This is a genomic window from Tardiphaga sp. OK246, assembly GCF_900188215.1.
In the GTDB taxonomy this organism is placed as follows: Bacteria; Pseudomonadota; Alphaproteobacteria; order Rhizobiales; family Xanthobacteraceae; genus Tardiphaga; species Tardiphaga robiniae.
Map to the genome: position 1 here is coordinate 530,974 of NZ_FZOX01000002.1, position 25,365 is coordinate 556,338.

18 protein-coding genes are annotated in these 25,365 nt (G+C 62.6%); 10 read left to right on the forward strand and 8 right to left on the reverse strand.

Annotation, left to right across the window (positions count from 1 at the left end):
• Nucleotides 1-45: 45 nt before the first annotated feature.
• A complete protein-coding gene (locus CHC01_RS09840; protein ID WP_089264123.1) occupies nt 46-3,228 on the reverse strand; it encodes an Rne/Rng family ribonuclease in 3,183 nt (1,060 codons plus the stop codon).
• Between the two features lie 700 nt (nt 3,229-3,928).
• Here CHC01_RS09840 and CHC01_RS09845 point away from each other — a divergent pair.
• From CHC01_RS09845 to CHC01_RS33300, 5 genes are all read left to right on the forward strand, one after another.
• Entirely contained in the window at nt 3,929-5,227 is a 1,299-nt protein-coding gene (locus tag CHC01_RS09845) for an N-acetylmuramoyl-L-alanine amidase (protein WP_089264671.1), read from the forward strand.
• A gap of 246 nt (nt 5,228-5,473) precedes the next feature.
• Entirely contained in the window at nt 5,474-7,966 is a 2,493-nt protein-coding gene (locus CHC01_RS09850) for a penicillin-binding protein 1A (RefSeq protein WP_089264124.1), read from the forward strand.
• 108 nt (nt 7,967-8,074) lie between these two features.
• Nucleotides 8,075-9,206, forward strand: a protein-coding gene (gene prfB, locus CHC01_RS09855; protein WP_139285829.1) for a peptide chain release factor 2 whose coding sequence is annotated in 2 segments (ribosomal slippage) — nt 8,075-8,143 and nt 8,145-9,206 — 1,131 coding nt in all. Because the reading frame shifts where the segments join, the coding sequence is not laid out codon by codon here.
• Nucleotides 9,207-9,221: 15 nt separating this feature from the next.
• Complete coding sequence (locus tag CHC01_RS09860; RefSeq protein WP_089264126.1) at nt 9,222-10,100, forward strand: NAD(P)-dependent oxidoreductase; 879 nt, start codon at nt 9,222-9,224, stop codon at nt 10,098-10,100.
• Between the two features lie 174 nt (nt 10,101-10,274).
• Nucleotides 10,275-10,658, forward strand: a complete 384-nt coding sequence (locus CHC01_RS33300; RefSeq protein ID WP_116662286.1) for a hypothetical protein — start codon at nt 10,275-10,277, stop codon at nt 10,656-10,658.
• Between the two features lie 85 nt (nt 10,659-10,743).
• On the opposite strand, the gene CHC01_RS09870 is transcribed toward CHC01_RS33300, so the two are convergent.
• Nucleotides 10,744-11,373, reverse strand: coding sequence for a helix-turn-helix domain-containing protein (locus tag CHC01_RS09870; RefSeq protein WP_089264128.1), 630 nt, complete (start codon nt 11,371-11,373; stop codon nt 10,744-10,746).
• A gap of 228 nt (nt 11,374-11,601) precedes the next feature.
• On the opposite strand from CHC01_RS09870, the gene CHC01_RS09875 reads away from it, so the two are divergent.
• Together CHC01_RS09875 and CHC01_RS09880 are read left to right on the forward strand one after the other, a co-directional pair.
• Nucleotides 11,602-12,471 (forward strand): fumarylacetoacetate hydrolase family protein, encoded by an 870-nt coding sequence (locus CHC01_RS09875; RefSeq protein WP_089264129.1) that lies wholly within the window; start codon nt 11,602-11,604, stop codon nt 12,469-12,471.
• Nucleotides 12,472-12,667: 196 nt separating this feature from the next.
• Nucleotides 12,668-13,648, forward strand: coding sequence for a tripartite tricarboxylate transporter substrate binding protein (locus CHC01_RS09880; RefSeq protein ID WP_089264130.1), 981 nt, complete (start codon nt 12,668-12,670; stop codon nt 13,646-13,648).
• On the opposite strand, the gene CHC01_RS09885 is transcribed toward CHC01_RS09880, so the two are convergent.
• From CHC01_RS09885 to CHC01_RS33010, 5 genes are all read right to left on the reverse strand, one after another.
• Nucleotides 13,645-15,792, reverse strand: coding sequence for a carbamoyltransferase C-terminal domain-containing protein (locus CHC01_RS09885; RefSeq protein ID WP_210421661.1), 2,148 nt, complete (start codon nt 15,790-15,792; stop codon nt 13,645-13,647). The genes CHC01_RS09880 and CHC01_RS09885 overlap by 4 nt on opposite strands.
• Before the next feature lie 74 nt (nt 15,793-15,866).
• On the reverse strand, nt 15,867-17,225 hold the full coding sequence (locus tag CHC01_RS09890) for a M23 family metallopeptidase (protein WP_089264672.1): 1,359 nt from the start codon (nt 17,223-17,225) through the stop codon (nt 15,867-15,869).
• Between the two features lie 91 nt (nt 17,226-17,316).
• Entirely contained in the window at nt 17,317-18,111 is a 795-nt protein-coding gene (locus tag CHC01_RS09895) for a peroxiredoxin (protein WP_089264132.1), read from the reverse strand.
• Between the two features lie 20 nt (nt 18,112-18,131).
• Entirely contained in the window at nt 18,132-18,272 is a 141-nt protein-coding gene (locus CHC01_RS32440) for a hypothetical protein (protein ID WP_158005733.1), read from the reverse strand.
• 195 nt (nt 18,273-18,467) lie between these two features.
• Nucleotides 18,468-19,028, reverse strand: a complete 561-nt coding sequence (locus CHC01_RS33010; protein WP_244558289.1) for a hypothetical protein — start codon at nt 19,026-19,028, stop codon at nt 18,468-18,470.
• Between CHC01_RS33010 and CHC01_RS09900 the strand changes: the two genes are divergently transcribed.
• Nucleotides 18,984-22,217 (forward strand): YhdP family protein, encoded by a 3,234-nt coding sequence (locus CHC01_RS09900; protein ID WP_244558290.1) that lies wholly within the window; start codon nt 18,984-18,986, stop codon nt 22,215-22,217. The genes CHC01_RS33010 and CHC01_RS09900 overlap by 45 nt on opposite strands.
• A 45-nt stretch (nt 22,218-22,262) precedes the next feature.
• Here the strand turns inward: CHC01_RS09900 and CHC01_RS09905 are convergent, their stop codons facing one another.
• Complete coding sequence (locus tag CHC01_RS09905; RefSeq protein WP_089264134.1) at nt 22,263-23,006, reverse strand: IclR family transcriptional regulator; 744 nt, start codon at nt 23,004-23,006, stop codon at nt 22,263-22,265.
• A gap of 238 nt (nt 23,007-23,244) precedes the next feature.
• Here CHC01_RS09905 and CHC01_RS09910 point away from each other — a divergent pair, with 238 nt between their 5' ends.
• Complete coding sequence (locus CHC01_RS09910) at nt 23,245-24,468, forward strand: ABC transporter substrate-binding protein (RefSeq protein WP_089264135.1); 1,224 nt, start codon at nt 23,245-23,247, stop codon at nt 24,466-24,468.
• 105 nt (nt 24,469-24,573) lie between these two features.
• Nucleotides 24,574-25,344, forward strand: a complete 771-nt coding sequence (locus CHC01_RS09915; protein ID WP_089264136.1) for an SDR family NAD(P)-dependent oxidoreductase — start codon at nt 24,574-24,576, stop codon at nt 25,342-25,344.
• Nucleotides 25,345-25,365 lie beyond the last annotated feature (21 nt).

A 25,365-nucleotide genomic window follows, 5' to 3' on the forward strand; every position in this document is an offset into this window, starting at 1 on the left:
GCCCGGTTTTGCCGGGCGGCTTTTCGTTGTTGCGTTGGAAGGCGCTTAGTCGCTGCCGAGGACGCGTGACCACCAGCCGGCTTTGCGCGGCTGGGCTTCGACCGCAGGGGCCGGTGCAGCGGCTGGAGCAGGTGCCGGCTCCGGGGCTGTAGCGACAGGCGCTGCCGCGGGCTGTGGCTCCGGAGACGTCGAACCGAAGTTGACCTTCTCGCGCACCGTCGAGCGACGACGTGCCGCAGCCTTGTCATCTTCCTGCGGTGCCGCGGCTTCCTGCACGGGGGGAGGTGCTGCGACAGGAGCAGGGGCAGCCGGCGCCGGCTCAGGCGCTGCCGGAGCGAACATCGGCACGGCGTTGTGACGGCTCTGTTCGGCCTCTGGCTGTGGTGCGGCATAGGACGTCACGGCGTCCGGAGCTGCGTGCTGGTGCGGCTGTGCGTCGTTACGCGTGTCCTGGCCTTCGAGATCGGCCACGGCATCGCTGGCTTCCGAGGTCTGCGTCGGTCCGAGTTCATCGGAGATCGATCCGGCCAGACCTTCGTCGTTACCACCACGCCGGCGGCGTCCGCCGCGACGGCCACGGCGACGCGGGCGACGCTCGCCATCGGCCGGCTGATCGGCACGGGCCTCACGAGGCTGATCGTCGGCCTCGTCGTCTTCGCCTTCGCTGTCGTCGCCAACGGTCTCGACGTTACCTTCGACCGCGCCCTCAGCGGCGGTCTGGAACTCGCCGCCCTCGCGACCGGGAGCGCCGCCTTCGCGGGTTTCACCGGAGCGACCGCGACGGCGCCGACGGCGCTTGCGCTTGCGGCCATCGCTGTCTGCATCGCCGGTGGCGCTTTCACCCGAGGTCTCGTCGTCGGTGAGACCTTCGGTCTCCTCGGTTTCGATTTCGGCTTCCGTCTCGAACAGGTCTTCGTCGTCGAACGGTTCTTCTTCCAGCGGCGGCGGGAAGGCCGCAACCTGGGCCGCGAGCAGCGCCTTGGCGGCTTCCAGCGTATGCACCTGTTCGCCGCGGTCGATCACGAAGGACTGCTGACCGCTGACATTCGGATCGGCGATGACGGCGAGCGTCACCTTGAAGCTGTTTTCGAGATCGCGCAGATGGCCACGCTTGTGGTTCAGCACATAGAGCGCGACATCGGTGCGGGTGCGCACGATCAGGTTATGCGTGGCGCCCTTCATCAGGATTTCTTCGAGGCCGCGCAGCAACTGCAGGGCCACCGACGAGACCGAACGGACATGACCGCTGCCGCCGCAATGCGGGCAGATATCTGTGGAACTTTCCAGCACGCTGGCGCGGATGCGCTGGCGCGACATTTCGAGCAGGCCGAAATGCGAGATGCGGCCGACCTGAATGCGCGCGCGATCCTGCCGCAGGCAGTCGCTCATCTTGCGTTCGACAGCGCGGTTATTGCGCTTCTCGTCCATGTCGATGAAGTCGATCACGATCAGACCGGCGAGATCGCGCAGGCGGAGCTGACGCGCAACTTCCTCGGCGGCTTCGAGATTGGTCTTCAGCGCGGTGTCTTCGATGTGGTGTTCGCGGGTCGAACGGCCCGAGTTCACGTCGATCGAAACCAAGGCTTCGGTCTGGTTGATGACGATATAGCCACCGGAGCGCAGTTGCACGGTCGGCGAGAACATCGCGTCCAACTGGCTCTCGACGCCCATGCGCGAGAACAGGGGCTGGCCGTCGCGATACTGCTTCACCGCGCGCACATTGCTCGGCATCAGCATGTGCATGAAATCGCGGGCTTCCTGATAGCCGGCTTCGCCCGCAACCTGGATTTCGTCGATTTCCTTGTTGTAGAGGTCGCGCAGCGAACGCTTGATCAGCGAGCCTTCCTCGTAGACGAGGGTCGGGGCCTGGGACTTCAGCGTCATGTCGCGAACGGTTTCCCACATCCGGATCAGGTATTCGAAGTCGCGCTTGATTTCCGGCTTGGTGCGCGAGGCACCTGCGGTGCGCAGGATGATCCCCATGCCTTCCGGCACGTCGAGGTCCGACACCACTTCCTTGAGACGCGAACGATCCTGTGCCGAGGTGATCTTGCGCGAGATGCCGCCGCCACGGGCAGTGTTCGGCATCAGCACGGCGTAGCGGCCGGCGAGCGACAGGTAAGTGGTCAGCGCAGCGCCTTTGTTGCCGCGCTCTTCCTTGACGACCTGCACCAGCATAACCTGGCGGCGCTTGATGACTTCCTGGATCTTGTACTGGCGACGCGGACGGAAAGCGCGCTCGGGGACTTCCTCGAGAACGTCGTCACCGCCGACGGATTCGACCTGATCCTCTTCGGCTTCTTCCTCGCCGTCGTCTTCGTCTTCCTCGTCGTCGTGTTCGTCGCTGTCAGCGGCAGCGGTGTGCTCACCCTCGGCACGCTCTTCGTGGTGAACGTCCTCGGCATGCGCCGCGTTCTCTTCGGCGTGAGCGGCCTGAATCTGTTCGTCATGCGCGTGATCATCATGCGCTTCGGCGGCAACTGGCGCCGGCGTCTCCGCAACGGCTTCGACCGGAGCAGGCGAGAAGCCCGCCGAAACAGGCTGTTCGGTCACAGGCTCGGATGCAACGACCTCGGACACGACGACCTCGGGAGCCGCAGCTTCGGCAGCGACGCTCTCGGACGCGACCGGTGCGGCGGCATGATCGTGGTGATCATGGTCGTGCGCATGATCGCCTTCGGCGTGCTCATGCGCGTGGGTATGCTCGTGACCGTCATGGTCATGATGGTCGTGATCGGCAGCGTGGTGCCCGTCATCATGGGTATGGCTGTGGACCTCGAAGACCGGATCGCGCGGCTGTTCGGCCTGCGACGGATCGATCGCTGTCGTATCGACGACATCGCTCTGCACCCGCTCGCCACGGTCGCGGCGACGGGAGTTGCGATGACGCGAGCGCTTACGGTTGGAGCGGTTTTCGGTCTCTTCCTCAGCTTCGCGATGAGCCCGTTCATCCGCCTCGATCAGCGCCTGACGGTCGGCGACCGGGATCTGATAATAGTCCGGATGGATTTCGCTGAAAGCGAGAAAGCCGTGGCGGTTGCCACCGTATTCGATGAAGGCGGCCTGCAGCGACGGTTCGACGCGCGTGACCTTGGCGAGATAGATATTGCCGCGGAGCTGCTTGCGCTGCGCAGTCTCGAAATCAAACTCTTCGACGCGATTGCCGCGAACCACGACGACCCGGGTCTCTTCCGGGTGGGTCGCATCGATCAACATTTTGTTTGGCATTTGGAAGCTCATGGAGGCGGACGGCGTGCGTGGCGGCAAGCGCGTATCGCGCAGCCGGGTGACGCAACGGTCCACCTGATTCGGGGGTGAGGGGAAGGCCGAAACACAGCCCTGAACGCCGTGCCGATCGCGAGGTCAGTGCGGGGCGACGCGCGAGGCTTGGGCCTCGCATCGGCATAGTTCCCACCTGGGTCTCGGTCGGCATCACAGTCTGGCGCATCAAGCGTCGGCCCGTCTGAACATCTTGGCGGCAAAGGCGCCGCCTTTTGCTGACGTCCGGCGCGCCGCAGAACGCGGTCACCGGCTGTCGCATACTCCGCCCGTAAGGCCGGAATAATCGGTCATGAAGTGTCTAAAGCCGCCCCGGGAGCGAGAAAGGACCTGGGACCGGACACCGCCTGGGCTAAGACCGCCTCTCTGGGCAACCGCGCGCTGCGCTGATTGTAGAGAGGAGGCCGGAAAACGCTGGATCCACCGATAGATGGTCGGGGGGAACGAGCGTTGCACCGGGAGGCTGAACGCGACACAACCGGGAGTTAAACCGTCAGCTCTTCGTACATACGAGGAATGGGGGGCGCATGCAAGGGAAGCGTCACAAGGCTGCAACACTCAGGCTTATTCGATATGGCCGACTTAAGCTCCGGTTAACCCTGCAATCCTATTGGGTTAATGAGGGGCTGCTTCGGAGGCAGTGGATTCGTTGACGAGCCGCGCAAACCACATCGTCAGGCTGGCCACGGTGCTCTTCAGTGCCGGTTTCGGGCTGTTTTGGTGCCCGAACTCCGCCCAGGCCGCCGGCGAGACGCCACGCGCGGAAGTCGAGGGCGCTTTCCCGATCGCCTCCGACGTGCGGATCGCCGGTGACGAGAAACAGACCCGTTTCATTCTCGATCTCGACCGGAAGATCCCGCTGCGTGCCTTTGCGCTGGCTGACCCATATCGGGTGGTCATCGATCTTCCCCAGGTCAATTTCCATCTCGATCCTGGCGCCGGGACGGTTTCCCGCGGCCTGATCAAGGCGTTCCGCTACGGCCTGGTGATGCCGGGCGGGTCGCGCATGGTGTTTGACCTGACCGGACCAGCCAAGATCAAGAATTCCTACGCGCTCGATCCCGCCAACGGGCAGCCGGCGCGGATGGTGATCGAACTCGAATCGGTCGATCGCACCACATTCGTACAGGCGCTGGCGGTTGAGAATCGCCCGGATCTGCGACCGGCCGTCGGAACGACTGCTGCGGCGTCTCCGGTTGCCACCAAGGTGGTCGCCAGCGCCGTGCCCGATGCCGCGCCGGACGCCCGTCCAGTCATCGTGATCGATCCCGGTCATGGCGGCATCGATAACGGCACCCAGGCCGGCGGCGAGAGCGAGAAGGGGATCGTGCTGGGTTTCGGTCTGGCCCTGCGTGATCGTCTGGAGAAGCTCGGCAAATACCGGATCGTGATGACCCGCGCCGACGATACGTTCATCCCCCTGGATGAACGGGTGAAGGTGGCGCGCAACCAGTCGGCTGCTTTGTTCGTCTCCATCCATGCCGACGCATTGCCGCGAGGCGAGGGGGATGCGCAGGGCGCCACTGTTTATACACTGTCTGACAAGGCCTCGGACGCGGAGGCGGAGCGGCTGGCAGACTCGGAAAACAAAGCGGACGCCATCGCCGGCGTCAATCTGACGGAAGAGCCAACCGACGTTGCCGACATCCTGATCGACTTGGCGCAGCGCGAAACCCGGACCTTCTCAAACCGCTTTGCCCGGCTTGTGGTGGGCGAGATGAAGACCACGGCGCGGATGCACAAGCATCCCCTGAAATCGGCAGGTTTCCGCGTCCTCAAGGCGCCGGACGTGCCCTCGGTGCTGATCGAACTGGGTTACGTGTCCAACAAGGACGATCTCCAGCAGCTGATGTCCGAGAACTGGCGCTCCAAGACTGTCGGGGCGGTCGCCAAGGCGATCGACGGGTTCTTCTCCAAGCGGATGGTCTCTGCCGGCCCGGGAAACTGACGACCGGAACTGAAAATGACAAATCTTTCAGTACGAAAGCCCTGGCCTTCAGTATGAAAGCCCTAGTTTGGCCACAGCCGGAGCTCTATAAAAATTTCCGTGTGGCTGTCAGAATCGGTCAAGACTGACGGCCATTTCGGGTTGTCTCCTTGCTGATTTTTGCCGCGGGACTTGTTGCTGACTTCGCGCCCATGGGGGCCGCCGTATGCTATATTGCGGCACAGCGATTGAAACGGATCGTCGATAATGCGTCTGCTGGTGCGGTTTCTGGGTTTCTTGTTCGCTGCAGGAACCGTGGTGTTCCTGGTGGGCGTCGCCGCCGCAGCCGGGCTGATCTGGCATTATTCCAAGGACTTACCAGACTATTCGCAGCTTCAGGATTATGAGCCGCCGGTGATGACGCGCGTCCACGCAGCGGACGGTGCGTTGCTCGGCGAATACTCCAAGGAGCGCCGACTCTATCTGCCGATTCAGGCTGTGCCGAAGCTCGTGATCAACGCGTTCCTCGCGGCCGAAGACAAGAATTTCTACGAGCATGGCGGTCTCGATTATTCGGGCATGGCGCGCGCGATGGTGCTTTACGCGCAGAACCTTGGCTCCAACCGCAGGCCGCAGGGCGCGTCGACGATCACGCAGCAGGTTGCGAAGAACTTCCTTCTGACCAACGAGGTCTCCTTCACCCGCAAGATCAAGGAAGCCTTGCTGGCGATGCGCATCGAGCGCACCTATTCGAAGGACAAGATCCTCGAATTGTATCTCAACGAAATCTATCTCGGCCTCGGTGCCTATGGCATTGCCGCCGCCTCGCTGGTCTATTTCGACAAGTCGGTGAACGAACTGACCGTGTCGGAAGCGGCGTATCTCGCAGCTTTGCCGAAGGCGCCGTCGTCGCTGCATCCGATCAAGAACCGCGACCGTGCCATCGAGCGCCGCAACTATGTGGTTGATCGTCTGCTGGAGAACGGCTGGATCAAGCAGGCCGATGCCGACAAGGCGCGCAAGGAGACGCTGAGCGTCACCGGCCGCAACAGTTCGGGTCACATCTTTGCCGGCGAGTATTTTGCCGAGGAAGTGCGCCGTGACATTCTTGAGCGTTACGGCGAAAAGAAGCTCTATGAAGGCGGTCTCTCGGTCCGCACCACACTCGATCCCAAGCTGCAGGTGATGGCCCGCAAGACCATGACCAACGGCCTGATCAATTTCGACGAGGTGCGTGGCTGGCGCGGAGCGACCAACAAGATCGATATTTCCGGTGACTGGGGCGTGAAGCTCGCCGAGGTCAAAGCGCTGTCCGACATCGCGCCGTGGAAGCTCGCTGTCGTGCTGGATGTCAGCGATCAGTCGGCGCGGATCGGCTTCCAGCCAGGCCGTGAACTCGGCGGTGCCGTGCTCAAAGATCGCCAGACCGGCCTCCTCACGCTGGATGGCGTGCGTTGGGCCAAGCCCGCGGCCGGACCGACGAAGGGCAAAACACCGACGGCCGTGTCGCAGGTTTTGGCCGCCGGCGACGTGATCTATGTCGATCCGCTCACAAACAAGGACGGCTCGGTCGTCGAAGGCCAGTTCCGGCTGCGGCAGTATCCGGAAGTGTCCGGTGCCATGGTTGCGATGGATCCTTTGACTGGACGCGTGCTCGCCATGGTCGGCGGCTTCTCGTTCGACCAGAGCCAGTTCAACCGCGCCACGCAGGCCTATCGTCAGCCCGGCTCATCCTTCAAGCCGCTGGTCTATTCGGCAGCGATGGACAATGGCTACACGCCGTCCACCGTCGTAGTCGACGCGCCGATCGAGATCGATCAAGGGCAGGGCGCCGGGGTGTGGCGTCCGGAAAACTATTCGACCGGCAAGTATTACGGCCCGGTGACGCTGCGTAATGCATTGATGCGCTCGCTGAACACCGTGACAGTGCGACTGGCGCAGGACGTCGGCATGCCGCTGATCGGCGAATATGCCAAGCGATTCGGCGTCTATGATGAATTGCCGAACTATCTCTCCTATGCGCTCGGCGCCGGTGAAACGACCGTCATGCGGATGGTGACGGCCTACTCGATGTTCGCCAATGGCGGTCGCCGCGTGAAGTCGACGCTGATCGACCGTATTCAGGACCGCTACGGGCATACGATTTTCAAGCATGACCAGCGCGAATGCCGCGGCTGCGACGCGCCGGAGGGTTGGAAGAACCAGGCCGAGCCGCAGCTCGTCGATCGCCGCGAGCAGGTGCTCGACGCCATGACCGCCTACCAGATCACCTCGATGATGGAAGGCGTCGTGCAGGGCGGCACCGCGACCGTGCTCCGCGAAGTTGGCAAGCCGATCGCCGGCAAGACCGGCACGACCAATGACGAGAAGGATGCCTGGTTCATCGGCTTCTCGCCTGACGTCGTCGTCGGTATCTATGTCGGTTACGACAAGCCCCGGAACCTCGGCAACAAGGCCACCGGCGGTGCGCTGGCTGCGCCGATTGCGAAGGACTTCATGAAGCTTGCACTCGCCGATAAGCCGGCTGTGCCGTTCCGCGTGCCTGCCGGCATCAAGCTGATCCGCGTCGACGCCAAGTCGGGCATGCGCGCCGGACCGGGCGATGGCGGCCGCACCATCCTCGAGGCGTTCAAGCCGGGCACTGCGCCGCCGGACAACTACTCTGTGATCGGTGTCGCCGATGCGGATGGTCGTTCGCTCTCGGTGTCGCCGGAAACCGACCGCAGTTTCATGCGACCGGGAACGGGCGGGCTGTATTGAGGCTCATCTGACCCACAGCAGATCCTTGCGGATTGCGCTTTGCCGCGCACGCCGCTACATCCCGATCACCATTCGTATTGCGGCTGATGCCGCCAGATCAGAGTTTCCATGCGCGCTGAAATCGAACGCCTCGTAGAAGAGATCAAGCAGTCAGTCGGGCTGCTGAGGAGGCATCTTTGACGTCGATGCATCCACGGCACGACTTGCAGAGCTGAACGCTCTCGCCGAAGACCCCAATCTCTGGAACGACCCGCAAAAGGCCCAAAGGCTGATGCAGGAGCGCACCTCGCTAGAGGATTCGCTTCAGGGCATCGGCAAGGTCATGCGCGAACTCGACGATAATATCGAAATGATCGAGCTCGGCGAGGCCGAGGGCGATCAGGGCGTGGTGACCGAAGCCGAGAATGCGCTCAAGGCGCTGAAGAAAGAGGTCGCGCGCCGCGAGCTGGAAGCGCTGCTCTCTGGCGAGGCCGATCGCTTCGACACCTATCTCGAAGTCCATGCCGGCGCCGGCGGCACCGAGAGCCAGGACTGGGCCTCGATGCTGCTGCGCATGTATACGCGCTGGGCTGAAAAGCACGGCTTCAAGATCGAGTATCTCGAAGAGACGCAGGGTGAAGAAGCCGGCATCAAATCGGCGACCATCCAGATCTCCGGCCACAATGCCTATGGCTGGCTGAAGACCGAAGGCGGCGTGCATCGTCTGGTGCGTATCTCGCCTTACGACTCAAACGCCCGTCGTCACACCTCGTTCTCGAGCGTCGCGATCTTCCCGGTCGTGGACGACAGCATCAAGATCGACATCAACGAGTCCGATGTCCGCGTCGATACGATGCGTTCAGGCGGCGCCGGCGGTCAGCACGTCAACAAGACGGAGTCGGCGGTGCGTCTGACGCATATTCCGAGCGGCGTGGCCGTGGTCTGTCAGGCCGGCCGTTCGCAGCACAAGAACAAGGCCCAGGCTTGGGACATGCTGCGCGCGCGTCTCTACGAGATCGAGTTGAAGAAGCGCGAAGAGAAGGCCGCCGCCGATCAGGCTGCCAAGACCGATATCGGCTGGGGTCACCAGATCCGTTCCTACGTGCTGCAGCCCTATCAGATGGTGAAGGACCTGCGCACCGGCGTGCAGACGTCGGACACCTCAGGCGTGCTCGACGGCGATCTTGATGAGTTCATGGCGGCGACGCTGGCGCAACGCGCCTTCGGCACCTCGCCAGGCGCCATCGACGACGTGGACTAAGCCATGCCCCAAGTTTTGCCTCATGTTGCGTTCATCGGTATGGGACGCATGGGGCACGGCATGGCCGGCCGCTATCTCGAAGCTGGTTTCAGCGTTGCCGTCTGGAATCGGAGCAGGGCGAAAGCAGAAGATCTGATCGCACGTGGCGCACGCTGGGCAGCTTCGCCGGCGGATGCAGCCGAAGGCGCCGATGCCATCGTCACGATGGTCGCCGATGACGAGGCTTCACAGACTGTGTGGCTCGGCATTGATGGTGCGGGGCGAACCGCGAAGGCGGGCGCGCTGGCGATCGAATGTTCGACAGTGTCGCACCAGCACGCGCTCGACCTTGCCAGGGCGCTGCAGGATCGCGGCCTGATCTATATCGATTGCCCTGTCACCGGCCTGCCGGATGCGGCTGCGAGCGGCAGGCTCACGCTGCTGGTCGGCGCGGATACTGCGGACCTCGACAAGGCCCGGCCGTTTCTGGCGCCGATCGGATCGACGATCCGGCATTTCGGCCCCGTCGGATCGGGTACGGTTTACAAGCTGATCAACAACCTGATGGGCGCAATCCATATCGCTGGGCTCGCCGAAGGTCTGGCCATCGCAGAACATGCCGGGCTGGACATGAAGCTGGTGTTGGAGTCCATCGCAAGCGGCGTCGCGGCAAGCCCACAGGTGCTGCGACATGCGCCGCGAATGGTGGCGCGCGATTATTCAGGCGCATCCTTCACCGCTGCACTGCGCCATAAGGATGCGGCCTATGCTGTGAGATTGGCGGAGCAGCTTTTGCAGGCGAGGCCCCTGGTCGGCGCAGCGGCTGTTGAAGCCTATGAAAAGGCGAAGGCTTTCGCGCCAGACGATGACGAAGCCAAAATGATCGAGCTCATCTCGCAACCGAGAGTCGGCTGAGTAAGCTAACCCGCCCGCCAAAGTCTGCGGCGTCTTGAAACAGTTGCGTCGCTGCGCGACCGCTTCCGTTCTTCTTGTCACCCGATATCATCCGCGTGCCGGAACTCAACATCCGGCGCTGGCTTATCCCGACGCCGCATGTCGCGGTGTCACGAATTCAACGGGGTGTGGGGCATGAAGAAGATCATTCCAATTCTTGCTGTTGGCGTTGCATTGATGCTGGGCGGCTGCGGCCGCGATCCCGGACCAGCAGGTCCGAAGGGCGAAACCGGCGCGCAGGGGCCGGCCGGTCCGCAGGGTGCGCAAGGCGTTCAGGGCATTCCCGGCGCGCAGGGACAGGCGGGTGCACAGGGACCTCAAGGTCCGCAGGGCACGCCCGGCGCCAAGGGTGACAAGGGCGATGCGGCACCAGTGAGCTTCCGCGCGGTGCAGGCAGATGGCGCGATTAGCTGCGAGGCGACGGAGACGCTGGTGTCTGTTGTCTGCCCGAGTGGCGGCGCACCGGATGGCACCAAGTGCACCACGACGCCAACCGTTGGTCTCTGCCTGAAGAAGTAATCGTGTGGCAGATTGAAATCGGCTGCTAGCAAACAGGTCCCTCGCTCGCAGGTGAGCGAGGGCCCTTCAAACTTGCGGACGCGTGCTAGGCCTTGCCGTCGCTGCGTCGTCCGTAACTCGGAGGCACCGAAATCACGAGATAGTATTCACACCGGCGCGCAGTCTTGTTCTCGAACCAGTGCTCGACGTCGACTTCGAAATACAGCGAGTCACCCTCATCCAGAACCGTCTCGGTATCCTTGGTGCGCACGGTGACGCGTCCGTGGGTGGCAAGGACGTGTTTGGATGTGCCCTGCGGGTAGGCGGGCAATTTGCCGGTCGAGGTTTTCGGGGGCAGGTGATGCAGGACGACTTCCACTGCCATGCCGGCCATGACGGGCGACAGCAGGAAGCGCTCGAAGCCCGTCTTTGAATCGCGAAAGATCTGGCGTTGATCCTTGCGCACCACAGCGAAGGCGCGGCGCGGCGCGTCGTCGTCGCCCATCAGCGTCGAGAACGATGTTTCCAGAGCCAGCGCGATACGTCGCGCGACCCCGATCGTCGGGCTCTTCTCGCCGCGCTCGACTTTCGACAGCATCGCCCGACTGACACCGGACTGCTTGGAGAACTGCTCCAGGGTCAGGTTGGCCTGTTCACGCAATATGCGAACCCGATCGCCGAATGCGCGACTGACGGGGTCTTCACGAACGACCTTCCGCGTCGCCGGTTTCGCCATATCGGGTGCTGCTCCAATGTTATTCGCGGATGTAATCCGCCGGTGATTCCATCTTAGGCGCCGTTGCCCGCCATGTCACATCCTGCTGCGGCAGATGACCGCGTGCGTCTTCTAAAGAATAAATAGCCGGGATGATCAGCTTGCCAAAATCTTCTATCGAAGATAGGTGTATCTTTAGAAGATGCCGGCGATCCGTTCGCCGGACAAGCAGACATATCAGGAGGAAGAATGCACCTTGTTACTTTCCTGCATGAGGGCCGGGCCACGGTCGGCATTGCAGATCAGGCGCTCACTCAGGTCTCGCCGCTGTCGCGCGACGTTGCCCCCGATATGATTGCGCTAATTGCCAATTTCGATAGCCTGAAGGGTACGCTTATCGCTTCAGCGGGCGCGCCCCTTCCTATCGCCAGCGTCGAGCTTCTTGCGCCAATCCCGCGTCCGGCACGCAACGTGTTTTGCGTTGGCAAGAACTACCATGAGCACGCGAAGGAATTCGCGGGCAGCGGTTTCGACTCCTCGGCAAAGGAAGTCGTGCCGGAAGCGCCAGTCATCTTCACGAAGCCGTCGAGTACGGTGATTGGTTCGGGTAAGTCGATCCCGAACTATCTCGATCCGACCGACAGCACCGACTATGAAGGCGAGCTGACGGTCGTCATCGGGCGTGGCGGCCGCGGCATCAAGAAGCAGGACGCGCTGGCGCATGTGTTCGGTTACACGATCATCAATGATGTCACGGCACGCACGCTGCAGCACAAGCATCGTCAGTGGTTCATCGGCAAGGGCATCGACGGTTTCTGCCCGATGGGTCCGGCGATCCTGACCGCTGACGAGATGCCCGACCCGACGAAAATGCGACTGACGACATCCGTCAACGGCGAAAAGCGCCAGGATGCGTCGGTGACCGATCTCATCTTCGACATTCCGACGCTGATCGAGACGCTCTCGGCAGGGATCACGCTGGAGCCGGGCGATCTGATCGCGACCGGAACGCCGGCTGGCGTCGGCCTCGGCTTCACGCCGCCGCGCTTCCTGAAGAAGGGCGACGTGGTTACGATCGAGGTCAGCGGCATCGGCAAACTCGAAAACCCGGTCGGCTGATTAAGCCTACACAGGTTGCGGTTTTGATGAAGAGGCGCGGGGCATCATCTGCCCCACGCTCAATTCTGCGAGCTTCAACAACTTAGGGCTTTGAAAGAGCTCCAAGGCGCGCAGGCGCTGTCTCCCGAGATGGTGCGTCGTCCCCTGGATGCGACTGAAACCAATGCGTTGCTCAAAAACAAAACGGGAGACAAGTATGAAACGTCGTGACTTCATTGCCGGCCTCGGGGGCTTGTCGACGCTCGCTTTGACCGGTCAGGGTGTACGCGCGCAGGAAGCCTGGCCGAGCCGCAACATCACCATGGTCGTGCCATTTCCGGCTGGCGGGCAGGCCGACATCGCCGCGCGTCCGGTCGCGAGCTATATGCAGAAGGTCCTCGGCAAGCCGGTCATCATCGACAACCGCAGTGGCGCTGGCGGCTCGCTCGGCAACGCGACCGTTGCCCGCGCGCAGCCTGACGGGCATACGCTGCTGATGACGCTGTCGTCGCTTGCGGTTCTGCCCGAGTCGGATCGCATCTATGACCGGCCGGTCGCCTATGAGGTCGACCAATTGCAGCCGGTCGCGCGCGTGCTCGCGGATCCGACCCTGTTTGCGGTGCCGGCCAGTGCGCCGTGGAAAACGATTCAGGAATTCGTCGCCGACGCCAAGGCGCGACCCGGAGCGATATCATACGGATCGTCGGGCCCGTTCGGTACGTTGCACGTCTCGATGGAGATGTTTGCGATCGCCGCTGGCATCAAGCTGCTCCACGTCCCTTATCGCGGCGCAACGCCTGCGATCAGCGATCTCCTGGGCGGCCAAATCCAGGCGCTGGCCTCGGCGCCGGGCACGCTCAAGCAACATGTGGATGCCGGGACATTGCGTGTTCTCGCAAACTTCGGCGGTGAACGCCTCGCTGCCTTCCCGAATCTGCCGACGTTCAAGGAACTGGGCTATCCCGATGTCGAATTCTACATCTGGGCCGGCCTGTTTGCGCCGAAGGGAATGCCCGCACCGGTCGTGACCAAATTGCGCGAGACAATGAAGCAGGCGATGAGCGATCCGGAAGTCACGAAGACGTTCGAGGCTGCCGGCAACATGCCCGCCTATCAGGATTCGGAAGAGTTCGCGGCGTTCGTGGCCAAGGACAGCGCGCGTCTGGTTGCCGTCGCAAGGAAGATCGGCAAGGTCTAACTGCGGCTGCGTGTCCACTCCGACAGCCAGGCCGTGAAGCGGCCGCTGTCGCGGGTGCCGCCATGCCAGGCGGCAGTCATCTGACCGTCGCTCGCAACCATCAGCACCACGTCGAGACCCGCCGAACGGCGCAGGGTCTCTACGGCGTGCTGCGGCGTCTGTGCGATCGGGCCAGCGACGTTGAATGAGGTATTCACCGAGAGCTCAACGCCGATATGGCGACCGAGCGCCTTGAGATAGGCATAGGTTAGTGGATCGTCCTCGGCGCGGACGATCTGGATACGGCCGGTGCCATCGGCATGGATAACGGCCGGAATTCTCTCCCGTGCATGAGGCTTCGATTGCGCCGTCAGCACCATGTAATTGTAGGCGTTGTAGTTCGCGTCAGACGCGCCCTCCAGCAAATCGAAATACTCGTGCGCCGCGTCAAGTGTCGCCATCGGCGCCAACGGGCGGATCGCCTCGCGATATTTCACGCGTTCATTGAGCCGTTCGCGCGTACCGGCGTCGCAGGAATTGGCGAGGATCGAGCGATGGCCGAGCGCACGTGGCCCGGTCTCCGCCGCGCCCTGATAAAGCGCGATGATTCCGCTCTGAGCGACCATGAAGGCCATCAGGTCGGCAATTGCATCGCAGCCCTCAGGCGTTGAGATATTGCCGATTGTCTGTGTCTTGATGTCGTCAGCCTGCAGTGCCGCGGTGATGTCGCTCTGTGTCGGCGCATCGCCGCAATAGAACGCGTGCGTCATCGCGGCGCCGCGTGGCGCGCCGATGAGATGCGCGAACATCCAGGCCGCGCCGATGGTCACGCCGGGGTCGCCGGGCGTCGGTGGAATCCAGAGATGCAGTCGTTTTGCACGCCCCTGAGCCTGGGTGAACCAGTTCTCGTCGAAATGCTGCAGCAGTCGCATGTTGCCGAGCGCGTTCAGTGCCACGCCGCCGGTGAGCACCAGCCGATGCGCGCCGGTGGTGCGCAGTAGATGATCGACGACGTGCTTCATCGCGTCCTCGAACACAAGCTGCGTCGCTGCCGCTTTATCGAGACGGTCCTGCGTATCCGGCCGGTGCTGGATATCTTCGACGCGCAGCACGGCGTCCGGATTCCAGAGCTGATCTGGTTTGAGCGGCTCGCCGAGAATCTTGATCAATGCGGACTTATAAGGCGCCTCGAACGGGTCGCAATACCAGTTGCCCATGGCGCGGTTGAGTTGGATCTCACCATTAGCACCGAAATGCAGCACCTCGCGCAAGCGTGCGTAATACGGATTGCTGGCGCGATCCATGTCGCCCCAGGCGGCCGCGCCCATATAGCGGCCCTCGCTGGAGAGCCAAGTCCAGCCGCCCTGGGTCGACGAGATGACGCTGTAGAACGCACCCAAGGAGTCGAAGACGCTGTTATTGCAATAGAGCCGCTGCATCTCGCCATGCTTGGTGACATATAGGGAGACCGAGCCCAGATCCCCTGTACCATCCAGCACGGCGATCGCGACCGGTTCGTCATCGGGGAAGGGCGATGCGGCAAAGGAGAACCAGGCGTGGTTGTCGTGATGGGGCACCATCAGCAGCGGGACACGCGCGGGCAGGCCGAATTGCTTGCGGAGCAGCTTCGGGGTCCGCGTCATCTGCTCGAGGCGCCGTGCGTCGAAGCTGACGGAGTTCTTGGTGCGCAGCAGCTTCAATCCGTCGGGCAGTTCTTCGACGATGCTTCGCACCAGGGTGCCGAGCAGATCGGGATAGTCCCAGGTCGTCAGCCATGCATCGATATCGGCGACGTCACGGCCCATCGCCTGCAGCGTGACGCGCATCGCATCGAGTGCTGCGCGGGGATATTGCGTAGTGTGCTTGTCGCCCGAGAAGCGTTCTTCTTCGTTGTTGACGATGAGGCGCGGCCCGTGAGCCTGCGTGACTTCGACCAGCGCCACGCCGGAATTGTGCGTGCCGGGCAGTCCGAGGCCGGCGAGCAGAACCGTTTCGCCGCGCGCCAGCTTGGCGCGGAGCTCCGAGATGCGACGGACCGTAAAGTGGGAGTCGTTGGCATGAAATCCTGCCAGCGTCATCGCCCAGGTCGCGACCCGTCGTGTGGCGCGGAAACAGAACCGGCCGAGACGGGGGAAACGGGGACCGATGCGTCGGGGGGATTTCAACGGGCTGCCTCGGATTGACGGAGACCCGCTTCAATCACATCAGGGGCAGGGCAACAATGCCCCGCATGCTGCAATTAGCCTGCGTTGAGGCGCACGCCGGCGCGGAGAAATTTCTGCGGGTCGACGGCCTCGCCGTCAATCCGGGTTTCATAGTGCAGATGCGGACCGGTGGAACGGCCGGTCGAGCCCACTTGGCCGATCACCTGGCCGATCTTGATGATATCGCCGACCTTGACGTTGATCACGGACATATGGCCGTAGCGGGTCGACAATCCGTTGCCATGGTCGATCTCGACCATGCGGCCGTAGCCGCCGGCATAGGCCGCGGAAACGACGCGGCCGTTGGCCGTGGCGCGGATCGGGTCGCCCGTGGCGCCGCGGAAATCGAGGCCCGTATGCATTGCGGGGCGGCCGAGGAACGGATCGCTGCGGACGCCGAAGCCTGAGGTGAATTCGACTTCGCCGACGACCGGCTTGCGATAGGGCACCAGCGCCATCGTCCGGTTTAGCTTGTCCATCTGCGCGCGGGTCACGTGGATGCGGTAGAGCTGGCGTTCGAACGGATCCGCGCTCGATGACAATTTGACCGGCACAAACGGGCCGCCCATGGGCGCGCGCGGTGTGGCGGATTCGAGTTTCGCCATATTCAGCCCGAGGTCCGAAATCGCGCCACGCATGCGGCGAACCTTGGAGTCCATGGATTCTTCAGCCGCGGCGAGTGTCGCAATCTGGCGGCTCTCGACCTGATCGAGCGAGGCCTGTAGACGACCAATCACATTGTCAACGCCGCCGAGTTTGGCGAACTGGTTAGGTTGCTGGGCGGTGAGAGCAGGGGTGCGGGACTCAAGCCGTGCTTCGCGATCCGGCGGCGCTACGAAGGTCACCGTGTCGCTGATCGGCGACGGCTTGGGGATCGATGTCGTAGGCTCGATCGCGGCGCCACGGGCCGGCGGCTTGCCGATCGAACCTGTAACAGACAGATCGGGCATGGTGCCGAGCGCCGTGGCGCGCGATTCCAGCGTGGTCTGCCGGCGCATGACCTGATCGAGCTTCTGGTCGAACTGCTCCTGGTCCAGCATCTGGCGGCTGGTGGTACGGTCGATCTTGGCGCGGAGTTCGGCGATGCGATCTTCGTAGGCATATTGCATGTCCGCCTGGCGCGCGATGAGCTTGGTCAGCACGTCGTCGCGAAAGGCGAAGTAAGTGGCTGTGGCCGCAGACCACGCGCCCAGCACGGTCACCGTGCCGACGACGATCCAGAACACCACAGGCCCGATGCGGACCTGCTTGCCGCCATGAGCAATCGTATAGTCGCTTTGATTGGCTTTCGCGGGCGGCGCCTTGACCGGCCCGACGCGGCGCGCCTGTGGCCGTCCATGGTCGTGTGCGTGGTGCTGAGGGTACTCGGCATATTGGGTAGGGCGGTTCGACATCAGCACTCCTGATGCCAGCCGGAGACTCGTCGGCTGGCTCAACGGAGGCGATTTGAGCCCTTCATGGTTAATTTTGAGCAAATGACATTGATCAAATCCGACGTGCCTCTTCGAGCACTGCGTCTGCGTGTCCGTCCACTTTGACGCCGTGCCAGATCTTGGCGACGTTGCCTTTTGCATCGATCAAAACCGTGGTGCGAAGAACGCCTTCGAAGGTTTTGCCGTACATCGATTTCTCGCCCCAGGCGCCATAGGCTTTCAGCATCGATTGTGTCGCATCCGACAGCAGCGGAACTCCCAGCGCGAACTTGTCGCGGAACGACTCCTGAGCCTTTAGCGGGTCGGCCGAGACGCCAAGCACGGCGGCGTTGGCTGCCTGAAAGTCGGCGGACAGGCGGGTGAAGTCGATGGCTTCCTTGGTGCAGCCCGGAGTGCTGGCGCGGGGGTAGAAGAAGATCACCAGCTTCTGGCCAGCATAGTCCGACAGCGAGACCGTGGCGCCGCCGTCACGGGGCAACTGGAAGGCCGGAGCCTTGGCCCCCTCGGCTGCGACACTAGGCGCCGGTGCGATTTTCTCGCGAGTTGCTTTCGGTGCCGCCACGGAGGGCGGCGCAGGCTTCGCAACTGCTTTGGGCGATGCCTTCGCGGCGATCGTCTTAGTCGCTGGAGCCTTTTTGGCGACAGGAGCCTTCGCGACTTTGGCGGCTGGCTTGGCTAGCGCCTTGGACACGGCTTTCGCCACAGGCTTGGCTTGCTTGGCGGCAGCCTTTTTGGCTGGGGACTTTGTCGCAGCCTTGGCAGGCTTCTTCGCCTTCGAGGGAGAAGCAGTCTTGGCCGTTTTCTTGGCGGCGGCCTTGGCGGGTTTCTTGCTGGCTTTCTTGGCCATGGATGTTCCTTTCTTCGCGTTCAGCGATTCAATTGCGCGGCGCGCCCGACGAGGCGCTTGGCCGCAGTTTCCAGCGTCAATCCGGCTTTCGCGCCCGATGCGTTTTCTGCCACTGTACAGATGGCTCGTTTCGAGGGATTCTTGCGCGATTTCTTGGACATACGCCTTCCTTTCGTCGCTTTCAGCGGCTCAGTGTGATGACATTGCAAAGCACCGGCGATCGGGTGGCGGCACGTTGCGGTGCAAATGCGCTGGCCCAAATATGCTGGTCTCGGAGTATGGTTACAAAGGATTCGACGCAACACACGTTCCGTGCGCCATAGGGGCGCCGCAACGACCGCACGACGAGTTATAATTCAAACCGAGGATTGGCAGCGATGCCGGCAGAAAAGCGCTCGTCGGTTGTCGATGCGCGAAGGGCCGGTGACGATCATTCTCATAGTCAGCGCCAGCACCGAGAGGCAATGGCCAGAAATAAGCCGCCACAAGCGTATCGATCGCGCGCCGATGACGAGTCCTTGCAATGGGATGATGCCGATTGGGATCATCAGCATGACGAGGCCGGGCATCACCGTGCACGCCGCTTGCTGTCCAAGAAAGATAGTGGCTGGCACCGTTTCGGCGATCGACTCGTTGCGGTTCGCGATTGGCTGTTCGGCGGTCGATGGGTCAAGCGGATCGCGGCTGTTCTCGGCATCCTTCTGATTATTTTTGGCGTTTGCTTTGGCGCCTTGTGGGTCCGGCTGGGCGCAGGCCCGATCAATTTCGACATGGCCACACCGTGGCTGGTCGAGGCGATCCAGGACAATATCGGGCAGGGTAATACGGTCGAAGTTGGCGGCACGCAGATCGAACGCGCCGGGCGGGTCCGGATGGCTGTGCGAATCCGCGACATCGTCGTCCGCGATCGTGATCACGCCGTCGTGGCCAGTGCTCCGAAAGCCGAAGTCCGGCTCTCCGCTTCTGCCATGATGATGGGCCGCTTGCGCGCCGAAAGCCTCAACCTGGTCGATGTCGTGCTGGCTGTGCGCATTACGCCGGATGGGCAGGTGACCGTGTCGACCGGCGAGAATGCTCGCCCGATCGCGACGGGTGTCGCATCGCCGCGCACACCAGGGTCGTGGCTCGGTCCGGGCCGACAACCGGAACTCACTTTCCCGCGGCAGCCGCAGCCGCCGGTGGTCCAGATTCCGCAGCCCCCTGCTGACAAGCGCGAGGCCTCCACCGGCTTGCTTGCGGGTCTCGATTGGCTCGACAGCCTGACCCTGTCGGGCCTGGACGGACAGAACCTCAACGAGATCGGCCTGAAGAACGGCAAGCTGGTGGTTGATGACCAGCAGCGCGGCAATACGTGGGACTTCAACAATATCAGCCTGACCCTGCGCCGACCGAGCGGCGGCGGCGTCATGATGACAGTGGGTGAAGGCGGCAAGGCCCCATGGACACTCGGCGTCACGGTCGGCGCGCCAGCCAATGGCGTGCGTGCGGTCAGTCTGCGCGCCGACAAGGTCTCGACCCGGAATATCCTGCTCGCGCTGCGCATGAAGGATCTGACTTACAGCGCCGATCTGCCGCTGACCGGTGAGTTGAGGGGCGAAATTGGGCGCGACGGCCTCCCGACCTATTTCCGCGGCAAGCTCACTGCAGGCGCCGGCAACATCATCGATAACGACACGCCGGATTATCCGATGCCGATCGATCAGGCGGAGCTGAGCGTCGAGTGGGATGCCGGCCGCCGTGTGCTGCTTGCGCCGTTCAAGTTCGTGTCCGGCGAGAACCGCATCACTTCGCTTGCCCATGTCGAGCCACCCAATGGCGCGACCGACTCGTGGCAGGCAGGGATCAGCGGCGGCACCATCGTATTGGGTGGAGGTCCGGGTGAAGCGCCGCTGATCTTCAACAGCATCGACATCGGCTTGCGTTTCGATTCCGATAACCGTCGGGTTTTGCTGACGCGGGCAAATATCAGCAACGGCGAGATCGGCGTCGCCGGCACAGGCAGTATTGACTACGCCGGCGAGCCGCGCATGACCCTCGGCTTTGCGGGAACGCCGATGTCCGCCTCGGCGCTCAAGCGCATGTGGCCGATCCTGATTGTGCCGGAAGTGCGCGAATGGGTTACCGAACGCATCGAGGGCGGACAGCTTCAGAGCATCGAGATCGGGGTCAATTCGCCAACGAAGAACCTGACACGGCGCGGGCCGCCAATCCCCGATGAGGGGCTGTCGGTGAAGATCCTCGCCAATGGGGTGGCGCTACGTCCGGTGGATGGCATGCCGGTGATCCGCGACGGCGATCTGCGCGCGCGCGTCACAGGACGGACCGCGACCGTGACCATCGGTCAGGCGAACTCCGAGACCGCGGGCGGACGGAAGCTCAATCTCAGCGATATCGTGTTCGAAGTTCCGGACATGGCGCCGAAGCCATCGCCAGCTCGCGTGCGTTTCAAACTGGAGGGACCGGTGGCGGCCGTGGCCGATGTCCTCAACTCCAACCGTCTGAGCGAAGTCACCGGCAACATGCTCGACCCGGCGACCACCAAGGGCAATGTGACCGCTCAGGTCGCCATGGGCATGCCGATCCAGCACGAACTGACCAAGGCCGATACGACCTACAACATCACCGCGGATCTGACGGCATTTTCCGCCGACAAGCTGGTGATGAATCAGAAGCTCGAAGCCAATTCGCTGAAGGTCACAGCGAACAATCAGGGCTATCAGGTCAAGGGTGACGTCAAGATCAACGGGCAGGCGGCATCGCTCGACTATCGCAAGCCGACCGATGGCGATGCCGATGTGCGTCTCAACGCGACGCTCGACGATGCAAGCCGCGCGCGGCTCGGTGTGGACCTCGGACCGGCGGTGGTCGGCAATCTCCCGATCAAGGTTGTCGGCAAGATTGGCTCCGGGGACCGTGACAGCAAGCTCGGGGTCGACGCCGATCTGACGCCGTTGAAGCTCGACAATATCCTGCCGGGCTGGATGAAGCTGCCCGGCAAGAGCGCTCGTGCGGTCTTCAACGTTGTGAAGAAGGGCGACACAACCCGTCTGGAAGATATCGTCGTCGATGGCGGTGGGGCTTCGATCAAGGGCTCCGTCGAAGTCGATCAGAACGGTGACCTCGTCGGTGTGAACTTCCCGACTTATTCGCCGTCCGAAGGCGACAAGACATCGTTGAAGGCAGACCGTGGTCCGGATGGCGTATTGAAAGTCACGATGCGTGGCGACGTGTTCGACGGCCGCGGCTTCCTGAAATCGGCGATTTCAGGCAAGGATGGGGATCCCAAGAGCAAAACCAAATCGGTCGACTTCGATATTGACGTGAAGCTCGGCGCTGTTGCCGGTTACTACGGCGAGGCGGTTCGCAGCGTCGATGCCAAGATTTCGCGGCGCAACGGTACGATCCAGAAATTCTCCCTGAGCGGAAAGCTCGGACGCGACACACCGCTGACGGGCGACATGCGCGGACGCTCCCAGGGCGCCGGCCGTGATGTCATCTATATCGAGACCAACGATGCCGGCGCCTTCCTGCGCGCGACCGACACCTATTCCAAGATGTCGGGGGGCCAGCTCGCACTGGCAATGGATCCGCCATCATCGGACGCCCGCGCCAAGGAAGGCCTGATCAACATCCGCGACTTCAACGTCAAGGGCGAGGCGCAACTGGCCAGCGTCGCCGGAGGCGGGCAGAACGCGGCGCAGAGCAGCGTCGCGTTCTCGCGGTTGCGTGCCGAGTTCACGCGGCAAAACGGCCAGCTCACCATTCGGGACGGCGTTGTCAAAGGCCCGACCGTCGGTGCGACCATCGAAGGTAGCATCGATTACCCGCTCAACCAGGTTCGGATGAGCGGCACCTTTGTGCCGATGTATGGGCTGAACAACATGTTCGGCCAGATTCCGATTGTCGGACTGTTTCTCGGCGGCGGCAGCAATGAAGGCCTGATCGGCGTCACTTACGAAGTCGTCGGTACGCCCGGTGCGCCGGTGCTGCGCGTCAATCCGATCTCGGCCATGGCACCGGGCGTGTTCCGCAAGATCTTCGAATTCGGCACCGGCAAGCAGAACAATTCGGTCGAATTCCCGAACCAGAACAACAACAGCAACTAACGACGTCTGTGGCTCGAGCGCAGCGCTCGCCGCATTGTGCGGGGCTTAGCTTGACGCGAGTTCGGATGCGAATCTCTGTATCAGCTTCTGGATGGTGGCTGCCGTTTCGGGACGCCGTGTCAGGCAGCGCGACGTCGGACCGGCAACCACCAGCGACAACCGGCGATGTTGCACCGGCAAGGGTACGGCGACGCCCGCGAGGTCGGCGATATATTCCGATGAACTTTGCTGATAGCCGCGCTCGGCCGCCTCTCTGAGTTCGTACTCGATCGCCTCTGCCGTTGTCGGTGTCGTGTGGGAGAAGGCTTCGAACTTGATCTTGCGATAGATCGCCTTGCGTTCCTCGGGCGAATGCTGCTCGAGAATGGCGCGGCCCACCGAACTCGCATGGACCGGAACGCGGTCGCCTATCTGCGCGAAGTAGCGCACCGAATGCGTGGACTCGACGACATCCAGGAAGATTGCTGACGTTCCGGCGAGGGCGGCGACGCCGGTCGTTTCGCCGGTCTGGTCGGCGATTTCGGTCACCAGCGCATGGGCTGCGTCCGGGAGCGGCTCGGCATCCGCGACAGCGCGGGCAAGCATTAGCCAGCGGGGGCTGGGATAGTAGCCGTTGCGCGCACGGGGCTCATAGAGCCAGCCCTTGTCGGCGATGGTGCCGACGAGATTGAACGTACTGGAGCGCGGCCAGCCGAGGTCGTCCGAAATTTCGGCCAGCGTCGCGGGGCGTTTGCGCCGGGCGAAATACTCCATCAGTTCCAGGACGTTGGCAGCTTGTCTGACCAGCATTGGAATTCTCATTCTTCCTTGTTGGCACGTCACACGTCGCGACACGCTTGCGATTCTGCGCGTTCTGGTTGGCCCCTGTATCGCTGAAACGTCCTTGAAGCCATCCAGATCGGCGGCGGTGGCCTTGACTTACAATTCACATATAGGTCTTATAAATTCATAAACAAGAATTATTCACGTGATTGCCGGGCTGGCGCCTTGCCAGGGTGAATCACGGAATTTGTCAGGGGAGGAATAGATGACCATTCGCAATACTGTTGCCGTGTCAGCCGTGGCGCTGTCGCTCGGATTGCTGTCCGCGCAGATGGCGTCGGCACAGACGCCGGTGAAGCTCGGCGTCCTCGCCGACATGTCCGGCATTTTCTCTGATATCGGCGGCATGGGTTCGTTCGACGCCACCAAGATGGCTGTCGAGGATTTCAACAAGCTTCCGGGCGCCGACAAGTTCAAGGTCGAGGTGATCCAGGGCGATCCGCAGAACAAGCCGGACATCGCGCGCAACATCGCGCGCAAGTGGTACGAGACCGAAGGCGTCGACGTCCTCGTCGACATTCCGACCAGCGCCACCTCGCTGGCTGTCGCGCCGCTCACGGCGGAGCTCAACAAGGTCGCGCTGTTCACGGCATCAGGCACGTCGGACCTGACGGGCAAGGCCTGCACGCCGAACTCGGTGCATTGGACCTATGACACCTGGGCACTGGCGCACGGTACGGCCGACGCCATGACCAAGGCCGGCGGCAAGAGCTGGTTCTTCCTTACTGTCGACTTCGCGCTGGGCGCTTCGCTAGAGCGTGATGCTACAGCCGTCATCAATGCCAATGGTGGCAAGGTGCTCGGCAGCATCAAGCACCCGACCGATTCGAACGATTTCGCGTCCTATCTGCTGCAGGCACAGGCCTCCAAGGCCGAGGTCATCGCACTGGCGAATGCCGGCGGCGATACCATCAAGGCGATCAAGCAGGCGTCTGAATTCGGTATCGTGCAGGCGGGCCAGAAGCTCGCCGGCATGCTGATGTTCATTTCGGATATCCACTCTCTCGGTCTCAACACGGCGCAGGGCCTGCAGCTCACTGAGGGCTTCTACTGGGATCTGAACGAGCAGACCCGCACCTTTGGCGAGCGCTTCGCCAAGCGCAACAACGGTCGCTATCCCAGTATGAACCAGGCCGGCGCTTATTCGGCGTCGCTCACCTATCTGAAGGCGGTCGCCAAGGTGGGCTCGCCGAAGGATGGCGCGGCGGTCGTCAAGGCGATCCGCGAGATGGGCACGTTCGACGATCCGCTGTTCGGCAAGACCACGCTACGTGAGGATGGCCGCGTGCTGCACGACATGTATCTGCTGCAGGTCAAGAAGCCCGCTGAGTCGAAGAAGCCGTACGATTATTACAATGTTCTGGCGACGATCCCGGCCGACACGGCCTTCCGTCCGCTCAAGGACGGCGGTTGCCCGCTGATCAAGTAACGGCTGCAGCAACGAACGATGAGAACGCGCAGATGTCGGTGACCCCGCGCTGCGCGTTTTTCTTTTTCTGAACCGCGATATCAAAACCATCACAAGGACAACAGAATGCGTCTCGCCAATAAACTCGCCGCCGTCACCGCTGCTGCATCGGGCATGGGACGCGCCGGCGTCGAACTGTTTCTCAAGGAAGGCGCCAAGGTCGCCGCCATTGACGTCAATGCGGACGCGCTGGCGCAACTCAAATCCGACATGAAGAAGCTGGGTCATGAGCTCACCACCATCCAGGCCGATCTGTCGAAAACCGAGCAGATGAAGAGTTCAATCAATGACGCCGCGGCAGCGCTTGGCGGTATCGATATCCTCTGGGCTCATGCCGGCACGCCGGGTCCGGCCGGCGTCGAGAATCTCGACCTCACGGCCTATGAATTTGCGATGGCGCTCAACGTCACCTCGGCGACGCTGGCGGCCGGCGAAGTGATCAAGCACATGCGCAAGCGCGGCGGCGGCTCGGTGATCTTCACCTCGTCGGTGTCGGGCATTGTCGGCTCCATGATGAGCCCGATCTATTCGGCTGCTAAGTTCGCTGTGGTCGGCCTCACCAAGTCGCTGGCACAGGCATTCGCTTCCGATCAAGTCCGCGTCAACGTGATCTGTCCGGGTCTTGCGGATACGCCGATGAAGCTCGGTTTCACCGGCCGCTCGGGCGTCGCAGCGGAAGCTGCGGCCAACGAGGCCAAGCTTTTGGCGGCGGTGCCCATGGGCCGTCTCTGTAAGGCCGAGGATGTGGCGCATGCCGCGCTGTGGCTTGGTTCGGACGATGCTTCCTTCATCACGGGCATCGCGCTGCCGGTGGATGGCGGCTTTACCGCGCGCTGATCTGCGATCACCGCAAAAATA

Coding starts and splice junctions, on each gene's coding strand:
- CHC01_RS09875 (WP_089264129.1), top strand. CDS start 11,602: ATGCACCTTGTTACTTTCCTGCATGAGGGCCGGGCCACGGTCGGCATT.
- CHC01_RS09915 (WP_089264136.1), top strand. CDS start 24,574: ATGCGTCTCGCCAATAAACTCGCCGCCGTCACCGCTGCTGCATCGGGC.
- CHC01_RS09900 (WP_244558290.1), top strand. CDS start 18,984: ATGGCTGTGCGAATCCGCGACATCGTCGTCCGCGATCGTGATCACGCC.
- CHC01_RS09890 (WP_089264672.1), bottom strand. CDS start 17,225: ATGTCGAACCGCCCTACCCAATATGCCGAGTACCCTCAGCACCACGCA.
- CHC01_RS33300 (WP_116662286.1), top strand. CDS start 10,275: ATGAAGAAGATCATTCCAATTCTTGCTGTTGGCGTTGCATTGATGCTG.
- CHC01_RS09895 (WP_089264132.1), bottom strand. CDS start 18,111: ATGGCCAAGAAAGCCAGCAAGAAACCCGCCAAGGCCGCCGCCAAGAAA.
- CHC01_RS09840 (WP_089264123.1), bottom strand. CDS start 3,228: ATGCCAAACAAAATGTTGATCGATGCGACCCACCCGGAAGAGACCCGG.
- CHC01_RS09850 (WP_089264124.1), top strand. CDS start 5,474: ATGCGTCTGCTGGTGCGGTTTCTGGGTTTCTTGTTCGCTGCAGGAACC.
- CHC01_RS32440 (WP_158005733.1), bottom strand. CDS start 18,272: ATGTCCAAGAAATCGCGCAAGAATCCCTCGAAACGAGCCATCTGTACA.
- CHC01_RS09905 (WP_089264134.1), bottom strand. CDS start 23,006: ATGCTGGTCAGACAAGCTGCCAACGTCCTGGAACTGATGGAGTATTTC.
- CHC01_RS09880 (WP_089264130.1), top strand. CDS start 12,668: ATGAAACGTCGTGACTTCATTGCCGGCCTCGGGGGCTTGTCGACGCTC.
- CHC01_RS09910 (WP_089264135.1), top strand. CDS start 23,245: ATGACCATTCGCAATACTGTTGCCGTGTCAGCCGTGGCGCTGTCGCTC.
- CHC01_RS09870 (WP_089264128.1), bottom strand. CDS start 11,373: ATGGCGAAACCGGCGACGCGGAAGGTCGTTCGTGAAGACCCCGTCAGT.